A 19,468-nucleotide genomic window follows, 5' to 3' on the forward strand; every position below is an offset into this window, starting at 1 on the left:
GCACAGGACCGGCCGCGGCCGGTCCTGTGCCGTCGGTCGACGCCGGTGCGCGCCGTCAGTCCTCGCCGCGCTCCAGCTCGAAGGCGCGGCCCATGGTGACCTCGTCCCCGGCCGCCACCTGGTACGGCCCGGAACAGACCGCGTCGGCGGGCGGCATCTCGTACCCGTCGGGCACGTCCGCGACGCAGACGTAGGTGTCCACGCCGTCCTCGGGCACGAAGTCCACGCCGCACCGGCCGCTGGTGCCGGTGACGCAGCTCCCGAGGACCAGGCCGGTCTCGTCGACGATCTCGAACCCGACGTCCGCGACACCGGCCGGCTCGGCGCCGTCCGCCGCCACGTTGTCGGCGTCGTGCGCGACGCCGGTGAGGGTGGCGGTCTCGGTCCGGGTGCCGCAGTTGACGCTGCCGAGGGTCAGTTCGCCGTCGCCCAGGGTCAGGTGGAAGGCGTTGACGGTGAGGGAGCCGTCGGCCTCGGTGATCTGCTCGTTGAGCACCACGCGGCCGAGGTCGTCGGGGAGTTCGAGCGTCGTGTTGGGTGCCGGGGTCTCGGAGAGGGTCATGCTCTGCCCGGCCGGAAGGGCGAACGCGACGTCGCCGAGGGAGACCGCGCCGACCGGGGCCGCGCCCAGGCCCGTCGAGCAGCCGGCCCGGATGTGGCCGGTGCGCAGGGCGGTCGTGCCGAGGTCGAGGTGCGCGCCCCCGACACCGGCCTCGGCGGCGCTGCGGCCCCGCTCGTCGTCGCCGGAGGCGGTCGCGGTGACGTTCTGCACCTCGCCGAGGTCGCCCAGGTCGACGCTCTCGACGCTGATCCGGGACGGGCCCTCGGGATAGGCGGCGTACGCCTCGGCCAGATCGAGGGTGCCGAGGCGGGCGAAGACGCCGAGGCCGGAACTGGACGCGGGGACCGGGGTCTCGTCACCCGCGAGGGCCTGCGTCGATCCGGAGACGGTGAGGAGAAGCGCCCCCGCCAGGGTTGCGGTGGCGGTGGCGCGCAGGATGTGCATCATGCGGCAAACGTTCCATATGACGAGCGGGGAATGTGCTCGGCGTGACGGTGCCGCTACGGCAGGTTCCTCCGAACGGGCCCGGCTGTCAGTGGCGTGCCGCAGAATGGTCGCGACGTCGGCGGCGGGTGCCGGTGGCCGTGCCGATCCGTGCCGATCCGTGCCGATCCGTGCCGGGATCCTGCTGGAGGGAGTGTGCGATGGCGGTCTGGGACGACCTGGTGGGCCAGGACCGGGTGACGGAGCAGCTCGCCGCGGCGGCGCGCGACGCGCACGCGCTGGTCACGGCGGCCGGCGGCGACGGGGAGCCGGCGCTGTCGGGCTCGGCGATGACGCACGCCTGGCTCTTCACCGGTCCGCCGGGCTCCGGGCGTTCGACGGCGGCGCGGGCGTTCGCCGCGGCCCTGCAGTGCGTCAGCCCCGACCTCGCGCTGGGCGGCCGGCCCGGGTGCGGCTTCTGCGACGGTTGCCACACCGCCCTCATCGGCACGCACGCCGACGTCGAGGTGATCCGCACCGACCTGCTCACCATCGGCGTCAAGGAGACCCGCGACCTCGTGCGCCGGGCACAGCTCTCCCCGGCCGGCGGCCGGTGGCAGGCCATGGTGCTGGAGGACGCCGACCGCCTCACCGAAGGCGCGGGGAACGTGCTGCTGAAGGCCGTCGAGGAGCCCGCCCCCCGCACGGTGTGGCTGCTGTGCGCGCCCTCCACCGAGGACGTGCTGCCGACCATCCGCTCCCGCTGCCGCCACCTCGCGCTGCGCACCCCCCCGGTGGCCGCCGTCGCCGACATCCTGGTCCGCCGCGACGGCATCGAGCCCGACGTGGCGCGGGCCGTCGCCCAGGCCACCCAGGGCCACATCGGGCGCGCGCGGCGGCTGGCCACCGACGAGCAGGCCCGAGCCCGCCGGGCCGCCGTGCTCAGGCTCCCCGAGCGGCTGACCGACGTCGGCGGCTGCCTGCGCGCCGCGCAGGAGCTGGTGGACGCCGCCGCCGCGGACGCCAAGCAGCTCGCCGAGGAGCTGGACGAGAAGGAGACCGGGGAGCTGCGCGCCGCGCTCGGCGCCGCCGACGGCAAGCGCCTGCCGCGCGGCACGGCCGGCGCGATGAAGGACCTGGAGGACCGGCAGAAGCGCCGCGCGACCCGCACCCAGCGGGACGCGCTCGACCTCGCCCTCACCGACCTCACCGGCTTCTACCGGGACGTGCTGGCACGCCAGTTGGGCTCGTCCGTCGCCGTCGCCGGCGGTGAGAGCGCGGCAGCCGTGGAGCGCCTCGCCGCCTCCTCGCGCCCCGAGCAGACGCTGCGCCGGATGGAGGCCGTCCTCGACTGCCGCCGCGCCCTCGACCGGAACGTCGCGCCCCTGCTCGCCGTGGAGGCGATGACCATGGCCCTGCGCTGAGCGGCTAGGCTCGATGACCATGCGCACCCGCTCCACTGGCCGTCTCGCCCTCGGCCTCATCGCGTCCACGGCCCTGCTCGTCACGTCCTGCTCGGGGGACGAACGCCCCGACGAGCGCGCGCCCGCCGGGGCGGGTGAGAACTCCCCGGCCCCGGACGCGCCACCGCTGGAGCCGCTGCCCGAGGAGATCCCGGCCGAGCTGCGGCCGTACTACGAGCAGGAGTTGAGCTGGAGCGCGTGCGACGCGACCGGCTTTGAGTGCGCGACGCTGACCGTTCCGCTCGACTACGAGAACCCGGACCCGGCCAAGGACCTCCAGCTCACCGTCACCCGTGACGAGGCCGGTGACCCGTCCCAGCGCATCGGCGCCCTGATGATGAACCCCGGCGGCCCCGGCGCCTCCGCGGTCGACTTCGTGCAGGGCTCGGCGGAGTACCTGTTCCCCGAAGAGGTCCGCGCCCGCTACGACATGGTCGGCTTCGACGCCCGCGGCACCGGCCGCAGCGAGCCGGTGGAGTGCCTGTCCGGCCCCGAGATGGACGAGTACACGCTGACCGACCGCACCCCGGACTCGGACGCGGAGATCGATGATCTGCTCGCCGCCTTCGAGGAGTTCGCGAGCGCCTGCCAGGAGGAGTCCGGCGAGCTGCTGGAGCACATCTCCACGATCGAGTCCGCCCGTGACATGGACGTCCTGCGCGCGGCGCTGGGCGACGAGGACCTGCACTACCTCGGGTACTCGTACGGCACCAAGCTCGGCGCCGTCTACGCCGGTCTCTTCCCGCAGAACACCGGCCGGCTGGTGCTCGACGCGGCGATGGACCCCCGGCTCCCCACCCTGACCACCGACCGCGAGCAGGCGGGCGGCTTCGAGACGGCGTTCCGTTCGTTCGCGGAGGACTGCGTCTCCGGCCCCGACTGCGCGCTCGGCTCCGCCGACGCCGACGCCGCGTCCGAGGCGCTCCTGGACTTCTTCGCCGAGGTCGACGCCGACCCCCTGCCGACCGGCGACCCGGAGCGCCCGCTGACCGAGTCCCTGGCCACCACGGGCGTCTCGATGGCGCTCTACGCCGAGGACCTGTGGCCGATGCTGCGCGACGCCCTCACGGCGGCGATCGACGAGGGCGACGGCGCCCCCCTGCTGGAGCTGGCCGACCTGTACAACGAGCGCGAGCCGGACGGCTCGTACGGCACGACCATGTTCGCCTTCCCGGCGATCAGTTGCCTCGACAGCCCGGCCGGCAACGCGGACGCCGAGGCGGTCGAGGAGACCATCGGCGCGTACGAGGAGGCGTCCCCGACGTTCGGCCGCGACTTCGCCTGGGCCACCCTGCTGTGCGCGGCCTGGCCGGTGGAGCCGACCGGCCACCCGGTGAGCATCGCCGCCGAAGGCGCCACGGACATCCTGGTGGTCGGCACCCTCCGCGACCCGGCCACCCCCTACTCCTGGGCCGAGGGCCTGGCCGACCAGCTCTCCACCGGCGTCCTCCTGACCTACGACGGCGACGGCCACGGCGCCTACGGCGGCACCAGCGAATGCGTCGACTCCGCCGTCAACCGCTACCTGCTGGACAACATCAGCCCCGAGGAGGGCACCACCTGCTGACGACCTGGGATGATGTCGGTATGCAGTGCATCCGCTACCGCACGGCCATATCGGCCCGCGCCCAGAACGCCCCACTCCCCGAGGGGCTGAGCGAGCAGGACCTCGACACCCACCTGACGGCGTGCCTGGAGTGCCGCCGCTGGTCCAACCGCCTCCGCACGCTGCGCGAGACGACCGAAGACCTCCTCCGCCGAAGGCGTGCCGGCTCACCCCCCAAACCTGTGTAGACTGACCACCGCTGCGCCCCCCACCCGGGGGACCGCACGCCCGCCGCCTTAGCTCAGTCGGCCAGAGCGACGCACTCGTAATGCGTAGGTCAAGGGTTCGATTCCCTTAGGCGGCTCCAGGAAAGCCCAGGTCATCTACCCCATGACCCGGGCTTTTCCCGTCCCCTCGGCTTGCGGACCCTCACCCCGGTGGAGTCCTCACCCCCTCGTGCGTGAGCGGGGCTCGTCGGTCCTTCCGCTTCCCCGGCTTCCGCCCGCGCTTCTTCCGTCCCGTGGCCTTGGCCTTCTCGGTACGCTTGGCCTTCCTCGCCGCCTTGCGGGCCTTCTCCTCGCGCTTCGCCTTCCGTGCGACCTTGCGGGCCTTCTCGGCCTCGGCTTTACGCTTGAGGGGTACCAGCTTGGCGGTCGCCTCGGCGGCGCTCCTGCCGACCTCGGGTAGCACGCTCTGGTAGATGTCGCACGTGATCCGGGTGTCGCTGTGCCCGAGGGCGTCGGAGACCACCTTCACATCGACGCCGGCGGCGAGCATGAGCGTGGCCGCTCCGTGGCGCAGGTCGTGCAGCCGGACCGGCGGCAGATCCGAGGCCGCCTCCAGCCGTTCGAAGAGGTCGGTCACCTTCCCCGGATGCAGCCAGGAGCCGTCCTCCTGGGTGAAGACCAGGCCCGTCTCCACCATGCCGAATCCCACTCGGCCCGGTCGGCCTCCTGGCGTTCGCGGTGGCGCTTGAGCACGCCGCCACCAACTCCACGTGGCGCGACGAGGCCAATACCGTCTCGACTGCCTCCGAGGCCACAACGGCCCCCGCCCCTGGAAGTGGATGGGCATCATGTGAATCGAGTTCATGACACTCGCCCGGCCTCGGGGCAGGGTCGCAAGAGCGCTGCCCGGGAGGCCAACAGGGGGGATTCTCTGCTGAGTAGTGGGGGCTACGCAGGCGCGTAAGATGCTGCGGTCGGTGGATCCTGCTCGGTAGTTGCCGACACTATGCTCATCACGACCGGCTGGCCATGCTCGTTTGAGCCTGGCTCCCTGAAAGCGCTAACGACTTCGGGCAGACTTCAGCCGCGCGTTGCTAACCCCGTACGTTCGAGCGGAAGAAGGCCGATCTTGCCCCCAACGATGCCGCCCGCGCCCACCACCCCCTTCGCGGACGGGGGAGCCAAGTGTCATAGGTCCGGGGCGCTGATCTGGGTCCCGCTGCGAAGGAAGTGGGTCGACGCTACCCACCAGCCGGAGGAGGTAGTCCGGCAGGAATGGGTTCGGCGGCTCGTCGTTGACGGCGGCTTCGAACTGGCTCAGATGGATCAGGAACGGCGCACCCAGCACGGCCATGGCAGCCCGCGTGCTGACATTGTCGTGTGGGAGTCAGCGGCAAAGAAGGCCAGTGAGGCTGCGGCGATCATGATCGTCGAGACCAAGGCGACGGAAGGGCCGGTTATTGAATCCGACTTCCGTCAGGGGAATTCCTATGCTGTCGCTGGCGGGGCAGGGTTTCTCATCGCTGCTACCGCCACGGCACACGCCGTCTACCAGTTGACCCCCGGTTTTCCGGGGAAGGCAACCCAGATCAACGAGTGGCCGAAGAAAGCTGATTTTGGGAATCAGAAGCGACTCGACAGGCTGCGTCATTCCCTGCGTGCCTTCGATCGCGACGAATTTCAGAAGCTGCTCTCAGACTGTCACGACCTGCTGCGTGACCACCACGCGATGACGCCGGATAAAGCGTTCGACACTATCTCGAAGGTGTTGTTCGTCAAACTCCGGATTGAGCGTTCGGGCAACCATGGAACCTTTACCACAGAGTTCCTGGACAAGCGCGAGGAGGTCCGCGTAGCCGGCGACGAGGAGGTTCACGAGAGGCTCTTCGAGGAGACCAAGAACTACTACCGCGCTGATGATTTGTTCGGAGATACGGATAAGCTCGAAATCTCCAGCGCTACCTTTCGTGCCATCGTGGCGAAACTGGAGCGATTCAATCTCTCCCAGACTGGCGACGACATCAAGGGCATCGCGTTTGAGCAGTTCCTGGGTCGGACTTTCCGTGGCGAGTTGGGACAGTTCTTCACACCTCGGCCGGTTGTCGACTTCATGGTGGACGCTCTCGACCCCGAGGAGGGCGAGCTCATCTGCGACCCGGCCGCTGGCTCTGGCGGCTTCCTGATTCGCGTCTTCGATCACGTCCGCGCAAAGATCTCGGCCGACATTGAGCGACAGAAGAACGAGAAGTTCCACGAGATTTCGGCGGAGTATTCAACTGACGCCGCCGACGAGCAGTTGGCCGAACGCGACCATCGGATCGACGAGGCGTTCGCCGAACTTAATGAGAACCTGATGCCCACGGATTCGGACGGGGGAGTCGCTGACAGCCGGGTCGGCCGCTTGGCCTGGAACTGTATCTACGGGACGGATAAGGAGCCCCGCGCAGCCCGCACCGCGAAAATGAACATGATAATGCACGGTGACGGGCACGGAGGAATCCACTGGCACGACGGCCTGGTCAACATCAACGGCATCTGGGACGGCCGCTTCAACGTAATCGTGACCAACCCGCCGTTCGGTGCCACGGTCTCCTCAAGCCAATTGGTCGGTGGGACCACAGAGTCAGACGTCCCTGATGATCCTGCCTACAAGCGGCGGATGCGGAAGCGCTACGGAGATGACTGGAACGCCGGCTACCAAGCGGTCGCCAGCGCCCGCAATACGCCAATCCTCGACACGTTCGAGATCGGCAAGGGCAAGAAGAGCCGCCAGACCGAGGTTATGTTTGTCGAGCGCTGCCTGCGTCTCCTGAAGCCGGGAGGGCGTCTCGCGATCATCCTGCCCAACGGCAACCTGAACGCCGCATCGCTCACGTGGCTGCGTCGGTGGGCCGAGGGCAAGGCGTACCTGCGCGGGGTGGTGGCGCTGCCACCTGAGACCTTCAAGTTCTCCAAGGCCAGCGTCTCGGCTTCCATCGTATTCCTGGACCGCTTCACTCCCGAGGCCGAAGCTGCCTGGCAGAAGGCTTGGGACGACGCGCTGGATGCCACCGAGGAGTCGTTCGATAGGCAGCGGGATGACCTCTTGTCGAACTATCAGCAACGGATCGTGACCGCAGACGGTGACGAGACACTGGCTGACCTCTTGACTCAGTTGGGTGCCCTCGGCGTGACCCGCGAACTTCCTGCATACACAAGGGCAGCAGAGACGGGGCTGGTGCGCGGGGCCGGTACGACGTCGATTGGCAACCCAAAGTGGGTCGGCCGAGGAACTGGAGACGCTGTCGCACTGAAGACTAAGTACATCAGTGCTGCCCAGGCTCACAGCGCCACGATCAAGGCGATTCGTGCTGAGTTCAAGGCGGCGCTGAAAGAGGTCGATGAGGCCCAGACCGCAGCCATGTGGACGTACGTCCGCGAGGAGTTCGATTACCCGGTCTTCATGGCGACCCCGAAAAGCGTGGGCATCACCGCAACGGGAGATACTGGCCCCCACGTTGCCAACGACCTGCCCGAAGTTCTCAGTAAGTGGCGCGAGTTCCGGGCGTGGCAGGAGAGCGGATTCCCCGAAGGTGGCATGTAATGTCGATTGTTCAGATTGCCCCATTCAAGGTGCTGGCGTCTTGGTCGCCGCCCGGCTCGCAGGTCGACGCCTCAGACTGGCCGATGGTGCAGATGTCGGAAATCGCTACCGAAATCAAAATGGCCGCGCATATGCCGGCAAGCGATGAGATCGTTCGCTTCGCCGGCGTCCGGTGGTACGGCAACGGTATCTTCGTCCGCGAAGAGCGCACCGGATACCAGGTCATCGGCAAGTGCTACCCGGTGGTACCTGGAGCGCTGATTTACAACCGACTCTTTGGATGGAAGTCTGCCTTCGCTGTCGTCCCGGCCGAGATGGCTGGCGTCATGGTCTCGAACGAGTTCCCACAGTTCCGGATCAACGATGAAGTCGCGGACCCGTCATTCATCAACCTTGTGTGCGGGTCGGAGACCTTCGCCAAGGTGATGCTGAGTCGTTCGACCGGCACAACGGCGGTCAGCCGCAATCGACTCCGGGTGCAGGATTTTCTCGACCTGGTCGTGCCGCTGCCACCGTTGGAGATACAGCGAAGCATCGTCGCTGATCGCAACGCGCGGATCGCTGAGGCCGAAGGGCTCCTCCTTAACGGCGCGAAGCGTCGAGAGAGCGCTTGGATTGCCTTTGAGGAGGCGTTGGGAGTAGTCGCCACCGAATCGGTTGAGGTCACAGGGACCGTATCGATCGCGCGTTTTGCGGGTTTGTCCCGGTGGGACGCTGAGGCCCTGGATCCCGAGACGGCGCTGCTGTACCCGACGGAGCCCTTGGACGCGCTTGCAGATATCCGGCTCGGGTGCCAGGTACCGAAGAGGGGCGCGAATGCTACCGGTGTCACACGTCCGTATCTCCGGGCAGCAACGGTACAGCGCGGGCGGCTCGACCTGTCTGACGTAAAGAACATGACGGTGCCGCGAGCCCAAGCAGAGACCCTTGAGTTGCAGGAGGGCGATCTCCTTTTCCTGGAAGGCAGCGGATCGCTCCAAGAGATCGGGCGCTGCGCCATGTGGGAGGGGCAGATCGAGGGGTGTATCCACCAGAACAGTGTCGTGCGTGCTCGCATCACCTCGGATCGGTTGGTGCCCGCGTTCGCCATGGCGTGGTTCAACTCAACTCCCGGGTCTGGCTACTTCCGTGCACAGGCAACCACTACCAGCGGTTTGTTCCACATTGGTGCTGGGAAAACGGCTAAGGCTCCGGTCCCGGTCCCCCCTGTAGAAGTACAGGTGGAACTCGCCGAGGCGCTCTGGTCCGAGATTGCTGCTGTTGAGACAGAGGAAGCTCTTGCTGCGGCACTGCGGGCCCAGGCTGCGACCGAGTTCGACGCTGCGGTATTCGGTGAAGCTCAGGCCGGGGATGCGTGAGCGGACGGGGCGGCACGCAGATCTCGGATCTGTGCCTTTGACCTGGTGAGATGAGAGTCCGTGGCATGGTCCAGCACCACTCGGGACGATCTTATGGGCCTCCATGTTCGGGATCAGGGCGAGGATGATGGAGCTGTCTGACACCTTCATCGGGCCTCGTGACCTGCGAGGTTGACTAACAAGCTCATTCGTCCTCCTCCTCCGCTTGCTGCCGCAACCGGTCGGCGATGTCCACCAGGGAGCCGCGCTGCGGAACGAACCAGCGCCGCGTGCCCTGAAGCGGTTTGCGCTGGTGACCGGCCTCCAGGAGCATCTTCTGGGCAAGGCCGGTCGGTGAGTATGCGAGACCGTCCACCGCCCATACCAGGCAGTTGCGACGCTTCCGGGTCCAGGTTGCACGCGCACGGCGCGCATCCGCCGTGAGCCAGGGGGTGAGCTGCTGCTGTTCGCGGCCGGGGACTGGGCGGAACTCCAGGAGCGTCCCTTCCTCCAGCGCATTATTCTCGAAGATCACGGTGACCGCGTTGGCTTGCCGTGCATGCCGTTCACGCTCAGACGCGCGGTACTCCGGTGAGAGGGGCGGAGGCTGATTGTTGCCCTGCAGGGTCACCAGCGCTGAAGCTGCGACGTCCGAATACCGCTCAGAATTGCGGAAGATGCTGCTCACCTGACTCTTGGGCCCGTAACCCGTGTCGATCCAGTGGATCAGCGTGGCTACAGCGGTGTCCACGAGCTCGGCGACGCACGCCGGTACCCTTGGCCAATCGGACTCCGGAATCTCCTGCCAGCCTCGGGGGAGACGATGGAAGACCACGTGGGCGATGAGTAGTCGCCCAAGGTCGGCGAGCGTGCCGGCGCGCCCCTCCCATTGCGGGCGTTGGACGTCGATCTGCCGCTCGATCTCCCGGAGTACCAGGACGGTGCGCCAGGTCTTCACCGCGTCGGTACGGTGGAGCGGGAAAAGCTGGTAGTGCTGCTTCGGATCCCAAAGAAGGTCGATGTCCACGTTCGCTTGGAAGGACAGTTCCGGAGAGGTGTGAGCGCAAGCGAGCGCGGTTGCGGCCTCCCTGAGGGTGCAACCGTCATCCTTCGACTGCGGTGGCTCCTCGCCCCGGCGCAGGACGTATGTCTTCCGCAGGCGAAGCAGGAAGTCGTCGCGGAGTTGCTGCTGCACCTTCTCCAGAGCGATGAAGTCCTGGGGCTCCACCTTGTTCTGGGTGTTGGTCGTTCGGGTGACGTCGTGGTCGAATCCCTCCGGGCAGTCCGTCAAGGAGATGATGCGGACACCGATCCGTGCGCGTGTGACGACATCCGGAGTTTGCTGATACGCCTCATGGACGGAGGCGACCGTCTGAGCACCGTTGACAATGCTTGCTCCCTCCATTTCTAGGTCCCCTCGAGGGCCCATGATCACCTTGTCGCACAGTACCGTGATCCCGTTGTTGAAGTACCAGAAGTACTCAGGCCTTCTACGAAGGGTCTCCACAAGGGTGCGATTGACCGAGGTGACGCCGAGGGGATTGCGGATATTCCGCTGGAAGAGCCGGTAGTGATTGTCTTCGTACCAGCGGGCGACCTCAGCGGCTCCGATCGTGCCGTGGTACGCCAGGATGGGTTCCTTGATCGGACTGACATCGACAGCCGAGGCCGATGCCTTCAGCTTGATCTGGGGTTCGGCGATTCCGGAGCGCAGGATGCGGATGAAGTCCAGCAGCCGCAGGGTGCGCAGGCGCAGCGAGTCTTCATACTCCGCGCAGAACCGGTCGAGCACCGCCTTGGCCTCGGCGCCCATCGGCTGGGTCCCTGCCCAGACCGGCAGCAGGGTGATCTGTACCCGCGGATTGCTGAGTGCCCGTTCCAGATCGGGGATGAGTGGCATCAGCTTAGCGTTGAAGCGCTGGTACTCGCGGGCGATCAGTAGTTCCAGACCGTTCTTTAGATCGAGCGCAGCGCTCTTGGAGAAGGAGGCTGTGCCGTCACTACTCCACTTCGCCTGCACCACCCAGACCTGAGGCTCTTGCGAGGCAAGATCCACCGCTACGGCGTCGATGCCCTGGTCGCCGAACGAGTCGATGACGAACTCGGCGCAGCGCTGCAGCGGATAGCCGGTGAACTCGCGGATCGCCAGGGCAGCCAGAGCACGGGAGAGAAATGAGTTCCGCCGGATATGCTCCTTAAACTGAGACAGATCGTCAACAGCGATGATCCCAGTGAACTGCTCATCGAGGGTGTGTTCGAGTTGCTGGGCGTGCAGAGCGGTCACTGTGCTCCTGTCGGCGGCTGGCGGCCGTGCTGGGACGGTGGCGAGGGGTATGCCCGCGCCTCATCAGCGATTTAGGTTGCTTGCCTGAGAGCCTGCACGTCAAGGCCTTCGCTGTACTCCGTGGTCACGGTGGTGCTGAGAGTGGCGAAGTCCCGCTGAGTGTAACGGCCCTGTCCTCGTTAGGCGGTGGCAGTATCCCCAGCCACCGACCTCGGCGGCAAGCGCTGGACGCTCGCTCCCCAGGCCACCGTGTATTGCCGTCGACTCTGTCCTGAGTCGCCGGTCCTTGGGATGACATATACGTGAGCGGACGGGGCGGCACTGGATGGATTTGGCGGCAGTCGGGGGCCAGTCCGTACTGTCCTGACCTGGGGGAAAAGGGATTCCCTGGGCACTGCCCAGCACCACCGGGATGATGTTGTGGGGCCATAGCCATCGTTCGATCCCGCCGTAGCCAGCCGGGGGAAATGCGTAGCTGCCGGGGAAGTCGCAGACGCCCACTAACACTTATGCCTCCGATGGGGTTCCGTCCGCCTGGATACGGCGGAAGCCGAGGTAGGGGACGAGGGCTTGGGGCAGGGCCACGGAGCCGTCCTGCTGCTGGTGCTGCTCGAGCACCGCGGCCAGGGTGCGGCCGATGGGCAGGCCGGAGCCGTTCAAGGTGGCCACGGGCACGGTCTTGCCGCGCTCGTCGCGCGTGCGGATGCCGGCTCGGCGGGCCTGGAAGGTGCCGCAGTCCGAGACGGACGAGATCTCGCGGTAGGTGTTCTGGCTCGGGAGCCACACCTCGATGTCGTAGGTGAGCTGGGCGGAGAAGCCCATGTCGCCCGCGGCGAGCGTCATCACGCGGTAGGCAAGATCGAGCTCCTTCAGGCACGCCTCTGCGTGAGCGACCATCTTCTCCTGCTCGGCCTGGGATTCCTCGGCAGCGCAGATGCGGACCATCTCGACCTTGGAGAACTGATGCTGCCGCAGGATGCCGCGGGTGTCGCGGCCGTACGAACCCGCCTCGGAGCGGAAGCAGGGGGTGAAGGCCGTGAGTGCCAGGGGCAGTTCGGCCGGCGGGATGATCTCGTCGGCGTAGAGGTTCGTGAGGGGGACCTCGGCGGTCGGGATCAGGAACAGCTCCCGGTCGGCGACGCCGGTGGCGAAGAGGTCCTCTTCGAACTTCGGGAGCTGGCCGGTGCCGGTCATCGTCTTCCGGGTCACCAGGAACGGCACCGCGTGCTCGACGTAGCCGTGTCGGCGGGTGTGGAGGTCCAGGAACAGGGTCGCGAGCGCGCGTTCCAGGGCGGCCCCGACGCCGCGGGCGATGCTGAAGCGCGGACCCGAGAGCTTCGTTGCGCGGCCGAAGTCGAGGATGCCCATGGTCTCGCCGAGGTCAACGTGATCCCTGGGCTCGAACGCGAACGCCGGCGCTGTGCCGACCCGCCGCACCTCGACCGCGAACTCCTCGGAGTCTCCGTCGGGCGCGGCGTCGAGCGGCATGTTCGGGATGCTCAGCAGCAGCTCGCGCAGCTCCTTCTGGATCTGCTCCTGCTCGGCTTCGACCTCGCGGATCTGCTCTTTGATCTTGCGCGCCGACTCCTTGAGCGCCGAGATGTCCCCGCCAACCTTCGCCGCCTTCTGCACCTCCTGGGCGACGCGCTTGGAGTCGGCCCTCAGCTCGTCGGCAGTGCGGATGCTCTGGTTCCGTCGAGACTGGAGACTCTCCAGGGAGGAGAGGTCCAGGGTGTATCCGCGGCGGGCGAGCCGGCGGACGGCCTCGTCGCCCATGTCGATCAGAACGCGAGCATCATGCATGAGAGGGCTACTCCTCTAGCGGCTTCTGTGGTGAATCGACGTTAGCAAGGGTGGACGCTGCGTCCGTCCCTGATATCGGTACGCGGCCTGGAGCCCAGCCATGGCCTCGATCCTCGTTGTCGAGCTCGTCGAGCAGGTCCGCGGCGTGCTTGCCATCGCATCGTCGTCGATGGCCAGCGGAACCAGGTACGGCGCCTCGGGGAAGAACAGCGGTATCGCGCTGCCCGGTGTCCGGCTCAGGTTCCAGACGAGTACCGACAGCAGCAGGCCGTGAGCGACGACAACCCTGGAGCCCGGCTTCTCAAGCGTGGCCATCAGCCCAGCAGCAGCGGTGGATGCCCTCGCGCTGTGACTCACCGGCGCCAGGTGGCTTCACCCACGCGCCGTGGTGCTGGAGCCATGCCGCGTACTCCAGGAACGATGCCCCCCTCGAGGTAGCCATAGTCGAGTTCGTTGAGAAGCGGGTTGACGACGGGCGGTCGTGCCTCGTCTCCGAGGAGGAGTGTCGGCCGTCTGCCGGGCCCGCGGGAACGCGCTGGCGATCCATGTCTGCGCCGACTCGATGGGGAGGGACGGCCGGACGGCGTGGCATGCGCGTACCCCCCTTCCTCGCGGAGCTGGAGTTGCACGGCCGGGTCGCCGTTGACCAGGTAGCGGGCGCTGTACTCGGTGCGGCCGTGTCGCAGTAGGTGTGTTGTCATTGCGATCACCCCGTCGCCACGATCTTCAGCAGGGCATCCAGAACGGCCATCATCTGAGGCAGGCGGTGGTCGTTGGTCTCCTCGTAGTACAGGAGGCCGTCCGTGCTCAGCAGCAGGCACCAGGGGAGGACGCTGTCGACGGGGATGCCCGATGTGCGGCTGGCGCGGCGGAGGCGATAGGCGGTGCCGCCTCCTACCTGGTAGTAGATCGTCCAGAAGGCCCAGTCGAACGCGGCGTCCCCTGTCATGGGCAGCGGGTCGAGCAGCACCGGCTGCCCGTCCAGGGTGAACGGGACGTTCTCCCGATACAGGTCCGCGTGCAGCACCGTCTGGCGGCGCGGATCTTCCCGCAGACCAGCTGTATGGGAGAGTGCCCGTTCCGCACGCTGTCGGTGTTCGGTGAGCTTCAGACGCCGGTCGATGCGGGGGCGAATCTCCTCGGCGATGAGGTTGTGCAAGGCGGGCAGCTCAAGCCTGACGTGGCTGTGGGCGCCCTCTTCGTGCACTCGTTGAATCGCGGCGGCGACGAGACCTTCTTCATGTGGTGGACGCGCGGCGCCACCGGGCACACCCCCGACCGTGCGCAACGCCGCGATAGCGAGACGGTCATCCGCCGCCTGCACGATGTCGTGCTTCTCGTGGTGCCACAGGTGGAGGGCCAGGAGCTCGCGGGAGTAGCGGTCGCGATCCGGCCACGCCTTGAGGAGCATGTGCCCGCCGCGCCGGTCGACGGCGGTGACGAGGACTGAGGCGTGCCCGGCGTCGTGGTAGCTTCCGGGAGTGAGCGACCATCGCGCCGCCGTGGCCGTCAGCAGCTCCGGAGCCGCATCGATCCAGGTGTTCATGACCTGGCCGTAGTGGGCGGTCAGCCGCTGGCGGCACCCTGGTGGCACGGGCGGGAGTGTCGAGGCGTCCATTAGCTGAGCAGCACTCCATCGTGAACCAGCTCGTTGGTGAGCGCCGGGAAGTTGCTGAGGGTCTCCTCGATGAGGACCTGGACCTTGTCCACCTGGGCCATGGGCTCCGAGAGGCGCACGAAAACCCGCCAAGGCTGGTCGAGTCGTGCGCCCGTCGCGCTGACCAGGTGGACCTCGGCGTATCCGCCGGTCTCCTCGTGCAGTGCCCGGGCGAGGCGCATGGCGGCGAGGTTGTAGAGCTTGCCGACGTGATAGACGGGGTTCTTCCCGCTGGCGCCTTCCATGTTCATCGGGCGCAGCGGCGTGATGAGGCCGTTGACGCGGTTGCCGCGGCCGACGACCCCTTCATCCCCCGACTCGATCGAGCTGCCGGTGTACGTCAGGTAGAACTCGTCCTTCTCCGGGACGTCCCGCACGTTGAGCCGGAAGTCCACGGGGGTGCCCGGCAGCCTCAGGCCGGCGAGGCGTCGGCACTCGGCGAGAATTACCTGCTTGTTCTCCAGGTACGCAGCTTGGCTGCTGACGTACGGGGACATCTGCGGAACACACAGCACCACGGCCGCGCGGTCTCCCTCGTAGTAGCCCATGAGCTTCACGTCCGTGCCGCACCAGCGGTGCGCCTCCCTGAAGGCGCTCTCCCCGGAAAGGTCGTCGACAAGCTCGCGGACGAAGGACTCAAACGGGCTCAGCGGTGCCCAGCCCGTACCGAGCGAGGTGTCGTTGGCCAGCAGCACCCGCCGCTCCCGCAGATCGTCGATCGTCCGTGGGGCGAACCAGCGGCTGCGCTCCGGCGTGTCTCCTTCGGTCAGGACGGCACCGGGGCTGGGGTTGCTCGTGATGTGGAACCTGATGTCCAGGTGATCGGCGACCGCGGGCAGCCGCTCGGCGAAGAACGTCCGGACGGTTGTCTCAACGATGTCATTCACCGGTATCTGGTGGTCACCGCAGGCCGGGGCCGCGCGGCCGTTGACGAGCACCCGCGCCGGGCCCACCATGCGCCCGGCGCCGTACCGCACCTCGCTGGCGCCGCCCAGCAGCGCGAGCTTGTCGAAGTTGTGGTGTAACACGGCGCCGAAGTTCTCCAGGCAGTAGCGGCTGTACGCCTGGGACAGCCGTTCGGCGAGATGGTCGGCGAGGGTGTCGGGATGGCCGAGTCCCTTGCGTTCCACGATTGTTGTCGCGTCGGGGTAGGGCATGCCGGTCTCGATCACGACGCGGCTGCTGCCGTAGTTCCTGGCGATTCGGTTCACGGCGGGCTCCTGTCGTCTGGCGTGGAGGTACGAGTGGTCGGTGCTGGACGGGAACGGATGACGGCGGCGCTAACGGGGCACCCCGTTGCTGCGGAACTCCGCGATCAGGCCGCCGAGCTCTCGGGCCGCGTTCGCGGGGGTGGAGGTACGGGACAACCGGTGGATGTCGTGTGGCGCGAGGCTGTGAAGGTCTTCCGGCCGGCGCCGGTCCAGCCACAGGACCAGCCGCCATGCAACGGCAGGGCCGAAGGCGGGGACCTGGCTGAGGGCGTGGAGCGGTAGGTGATGCTGCGGGGTGCCGGCGTACACCAGGTCGCGCACGAGGTGGAACATGATGTCCGCGTAGTCGCAGACCGCAGGCCCTCGGGCGCTGGCCTCCCAGTCGATGACGTGGACTCGCGCGCCGTCGATCAGCAGGTGCTCGGGCTTGATGTCGCCGTGGAGGTACACCGTGGGCTCAAGGTCCAGGGCGGCGAGCATGGCGTGGAACTCCTGCCACCAGGGCTGACGATGGCAGCGGGGAGAGAGCTGTCCCGACAGAAAGTCGCGGTGGGTGACCGTGCTGCCGCCGTCGCTTTCCTCTCGCCAGCCTGTGCCCGGGGTGAGGCCCAGCCGGCGGCCCTGGCCGTGTACATCCGCAGCGATGGAGAGGGCGTGACGGACGAAGCCGTCCACGCCGCTCGCGGTGACGATGGAGCACGGCGTGCCCGGAACGAAGCTCAGCACGGACCAGGCATGATCCACGTGCTCGCCCGCGGCAAGCACAGATGGCGTGGAAACCCCGGACTGGCAGGCCAGCCGCAAGGCATCGGCCTCGCGGTCACGGCGAGCTACGGGTTCGACTCCGCGATAGATCTTGAGCAGAGCGGATTGGTCCACGGCCGTGCGCGTGATCGAGAACGGCTTGACAGTGGCAGGACCGAACGGGCCGAACCACTCTCTGCCCTGGTCTGTCCGTCCTGCCATCAGGGTTCCAACCTCGACGGCGACATCAGCGGGCGAGCCCGGCTCGTTTCCTCTCAGCGATGGGCCGGTCGTGCTGGTCCCAGCGACGTAGAAGAAGTCGTCCGCTGCTGCGGCGTACTGCCCGGCCGTGTTCTCCACCATGAGACACAGCTTCGAGGTGTCAGGGGGCGAGAGCCCTGACAGTCTGTCCGGGTCCTCTCTGCCCTATGCCTCAGACGAGTTGACGTCGCACGTTACGTCACGGCCTGGTCGATCGCGTCGAGCACGGCCTGCCATGGCAGCTCCCGCCCGGAGGGTGCTTCGCGCGGCTCGTACAGCGGCCAGACGTCGGGACCGTAGACGAGCCGGACGTCGGCCTCTCGCAGGGCGGCGATGTGGCGTTTCCAGGCCGGATGCCGGGCGTGCGCGGCGTTGACGCGGGGGAAAACCACCACCGGCAGGTCAAGGGTGCCGATGGCCTCTCCCACCTGGGTGAGCACCTGGTTGTCCGCGATGCCGGCGGCCAGCTTCGCCACCGTGTTTGCACTGGCGGGAGCGACGACGTAGCAATCCACCGGCGGATGCGGTCTCGCCTCCCCCGGCAGCCGCGGCTCGTCTCGTACCGGCAAGCCCGTTGCCCTTTCCAGACGATCAACCTCGCCGATCGCTCGCAACCACCGCCCTGCCGTCGGCGTGAGGGTCACGGCAACCTGCCATCCGCGCGCCAGCGCCGGTTCCACAAGCCCGGTGCGCAAGGCTTCCACCCCGCCAGCGCCCGTACCTACAACCCCGAGGACTCCCCGCCGTTTCTCTACGGTCACTGAACCGCCCTGCACCGTTGAGCCATGATGAACACCTCCGACGAGCGCGCACCGCTGGTGACCGGGGACTGCTTGATCACGTCGCGGAGCGTGTCTCGCACCCTCGGATTGTTCCGCACGAGTTGCGGCGACGCGCGCTCAGCTGCTCGCAGCTCCACGAAGGCGTCCTCGCCGCGGTTGGCGAGCGAGAGGGCGCGGGCGTAGTCGATCCGGTAGGACACGCCGCGCTCCGGAGGCATGTGGTCCACGTCGATCTGTCCACGGGCCACGACGTACGAGATGTTGTCGAGGTCCAGCTCTGCGGACAGCCGGTGCAATACGACGTTCGTCGGCCCGAAGCTGGTCTGCCAGTAGTTCTCATCCGACCCGAGCTGATCGGCAAGCGCCTCGGCTCGGTTCAGAAGGCTCGTCGCCGTGGGCCGGTCCTGGTGCCGCGCCGCGGCGATGGCCGCACGCAGGTGGGTCATGCCCAGCAGGCTCAGTGCGGCCGGGTCGCTGTCGTCCACCCGGGCCGACATCCACCCAGCCGTCGTCTCGCCCAGCTCCATCGCGTCCTCGTATCGGCCGTTCGCCAGTAGGGCATGCGTTCCCGAGCGAGCGGCGGACGCCAAGACCAGCGGGTCACCGGATTCGTCAGCGGCCCGCATGGCTCGTTCGGCGGCAAGCCACGAGATGTCGGACTCACCGATCTTGGCCAGGGTCGTGGCGGCGAGGTGGTGCACCCGGGCGGACACGGCCCAGCAGTCCCGACGTTCGCCGGCAGACCGTGCGGCGCGGTCCTCGAGCTCCAGCGCCGTCTGAAGCAGGGCCGGGAGCATCGCGATGACCGTGCCGAGTCGACCGCCCTGGTAGTCGTTCCATGCCTGTTCCACGAGCTGAGCCGTTGGACCGGGACTCGGGAGCTGAGCCTCAGGCTCCGGCCCGAACAGCAACCGGGACAGACGCCGCGGACTCATCAGCGCGTCACGCACGGCCGGCACATCGTCCTGCTCTCGGTCGTCCTCCGTCAGGACGGGTAGCCCGATCAGTTCCCCTAGCGGTACACGAAGTACGCGGGCCAGCTCGGCCAGCATGTCGATGCGCGGTGGCTTGCGCCGACCGGTCTCCACCTTGGCCAGCCAGTCGGTGCTGCGGCCGACGAGCCCGGCGAGTACCTGCTGGGTGTAGCCGCGGCGCCTCCGATGGAAAGCGATCCGCTCGCCGATGGTCAGATGATCTCCGAGACCACGCATCCGTGCCGCCTCCCTCAGTGAAGGGCTCTCCTCACGATAGTGACGCAGCACGTCAAGACGTTGCCCTCAGCCGGTCATCTGCAGGTCGGACCGCAGCCAACCAGTAGGACCACACGCTGACATGGCTCCCGCCGACGTGCTGATCCGGCTCAACCGGATCGTGCACGGGTGGACGGCAGGAACCGTGGAGAGCCCACCCCGGGGCAGGTCAGTGACGGCCTGGCCTTCTCCTCGACCGTTGTCGGGCAGCCGTCGGGGTGCGTCAGGCGTTCAGCTGCGGTGTCCGAAGCGGTCGATTCGGCACGTCCTCGATCGCGGCCTACCCGCTCGGCCGCCCCCGCGACCGGCGCCGGCATCCTGCGGACGGTGAGCCA

General features: G+C 67.6%; 14 protein-coding genes, 1 tRNA gene and 1 pseudogene. 7 read left to right on the top strand and 9 right to left on the bottom strand.

Annotated elements, in window-relative coordinates:
* Positions 1-55: 55 nt before the first annotated feature.
* Entirely contained in the window at positions 56-1,009 is a 954-nt protein-coding gene (locus ACSNOC_RS17585; RefSeq protein ID WP_436748417.1) for a choice-of-anchor P family protein, read from the bottom strand.
* A gap of 197 nt (positions 1,010-1,206) precedes the next feature.
* Between ACSNOC_RS17585 and ACSNOC_RS17590 the strand changes: the two genes are divergently transcribed.
* From ACSNOC_RS17590 to ACSNOC_RS17605, 4 genes are all read left to right on the top strand, one after another.
* The gene (locus ACSNOC_RS17590) at positions 1,207-2,409 is read left to right on the top strand and encodes a DNA polymerase III subunit delta' (protein ID WP_436748418.1); all 1,203 of its coding nucleotides are present in this window, start codon (positions 1,207-1,209) and stop codon (positions 2,407-2,409) included.
* A gap of 19 nt (positions 2,410-2,428) precedes the next feature.
* On the top strand, positions 2,429-4,015 hold the full coding sequence (locus ACSNOC_RS17595) for an alpha/beta hydrolase (protein ID WP_436748431.1): 1,587 nt from the start codon (positions 2,429-2,431) through the stop codon (positions 4,013-4,015).
* 20 nt (positions 4,016-4,035) lie between these two features.
* Positions 4,036-4,242 (top strand): zf-HC2 domain-containing protein, encoded by a 207-nt coding sequence (locus tag ACSNOC_RS17600; RefSeq protein WP_436748419.1) that lies wholly within the window; start codon positions 4,036-4,038, stop codon positions 4,240-4,242.
* Between the two features lie 42 nt (positions 4,243-4,284).
* Positions 4,285-4,361 (top strand) — tRNA-Thr (locus tag ACSNOC_RS17605).
* 62 nt (positions 4,362-4,423) lie between these two features.
* Here ACSNOC_RS17605 and ACSNOC_RS17610 read toward each other — a convergent pair.
* A pseudogene (locus ACSNOC_RS17610) lies at positions 4,424-4,974 on the bottom strand (tyrosine-type recombinase/integrase); the annotation flags it as partial.
* Positions 4,975-5,362: 388 nt separating this feature from the next.
* Here ACSNOC_RS17610 and ACSNOC_RS17615 point away from each other — a divergent pair.
* The gene (locus tag ACSNOC_RS17615; protein WP_436748432.1) at positions 5,363-7,804 is read left to right on the top strand and encodes a restriction endonuclease subunit M; all 2,442 of its coding nucleotides are present in this window, start codon (positions 5,363-5,365) and stop codon (positions 7,802-7,804) included.
* A complete protein-coding gene (locus ACSNOC_RS17620) occupies positions 7,804-9,162 on the top strand; it encodes a hypothetical protein (protein WP_436748420.1) in 1,359 nt (452 codons plus the stop codon). Before ACSNOC_RS17615 ends, ACSNOC_RS17620 begins: the two co-directional genes overlap by 1 nt.
* A 184-nt stretch (positions 9,163-9,346) precedes the next feature.
* On the opposite strand, the gene ACSNOC_RS17625 is transcribed toward ACSNOC_RS17620, so the two are convergent.
* Together ACSNOC_RS17625 and serS are read right to left on the bottom strand one after the other, a co-directional pair.
* Positions 9,347-11,425 (bottom strand): AIPR family protein, encoded by a 2,079-nt coding sequence (locus tag ACSNOC_RS17625; protein ID WP_436748421.1) that lies wholly within the window; start codon positions 11,423-11,425, stop codon positions 9,347-9,349.
* Positions 11,426-11,932: 507 nt separating this feature from the next.
* Positions 11,933-13,228: a serine--tRNA ligase gene (gene serS / locus ACSNOC_RS17630; RefSeq protein WP_436748422.1), complete on the bottom strand. Its 1,296-nt coding sequence runs from the start codon at positions 13,226-13,228 to the stop codon at positions 11,933-11,935.
* A gap of 100 nt (positions 13,229-13,328) precedes the next feature.
* On the opposite strand from serS, the gene ACSNOC_RS17635 reads away from it, so the two are divergent.
* Entirely contained in the window at positions 13,329-13,502 is a 174-nt protein-coding gene (locus ACSNOC_RS17635) for a hypothetical protein (protein ID WP_436748423.1), read from the top strand.
* Positions 13,503-13,934: 432 nt separating this feature from the next.
* Here the strand turns inward: ACSNOC_RS17635 and ACSNOC_RS17640 are convergent, their stop codons facing one another.
* From ACSNOC_RS17640 to ACSNOC_RS17660, 5 genes are all read right to left on the bottom strand, one after another.
* On the bottom strand, positions 13,935-14,822 hold the full coding sequence (locus ACSNOC_RS17640; RefSeq protein WP_436748424.1) for a fructosamine kinase family protein: 888 nt from the start codon (positions 14,820-14,822) through the stop codon (positions 13,935-13,937).
* Between the two features lie 23 nt (positions 14,823-14,845).
* Entirely contained in the window at positions 14,846-16,096 is a 1,251-nt protein-coding gene (locus ACSNOC_RS17645) for a methionine adenosyltransferase (RefSeq protein WP_436748425.1), read from the bottom strand.
* Positions 16,097-16,165: 69 nt separating this feature from the next.
* Positions 16,166-17,203 (bottom strand): aminoglycoside phosphotransferase family protein, encoded by a 1,038-nt coding sequence (locus tag ACSNOC_RS17650; protein WP_436748426.1) that lies wholly within the window; start codon positions 17,201-17,203, stop codon positions 16,166-16,168.
* A 92-nt stretch (positions 17,204-17,295) separates the two neighbouring features.
* On the bottom strand, positions 17,296-17,877 hold the full coding sequence (locus ACSNOC_RS17655; protein WP_436748427.1) for a flavoprotein: 582 nt from the start codon (positions 17,875-17,877) through the stop codon (positions 17,296-17,298).
* A complete protein-coding gene (locus ACSNOC_RS17660; RefSeq protein WP_436748428.1) occupies positions 17,859-19,145 on the bottom strand; it encodes a helix-turn-helix domain-containing protein in 1,287 nt (428 codons plus the stop codon). The genes ACSNOC_RS17655 and ACSNOC_RS17660 overlap by 19 nt, the downstream gene beginning before the upstream one ends.
* Positions 19,146-19,468 lie beyond the last annotated feature (323 nt).

This window comes from Streptomyces sp. URMC 129, from assembly GCF_051386415.1.
Lineage (GTDB): Bacteria > Actinomycetota > Actinomycetes > Streptomycetales > Streptomycetaceae > Streptomyces.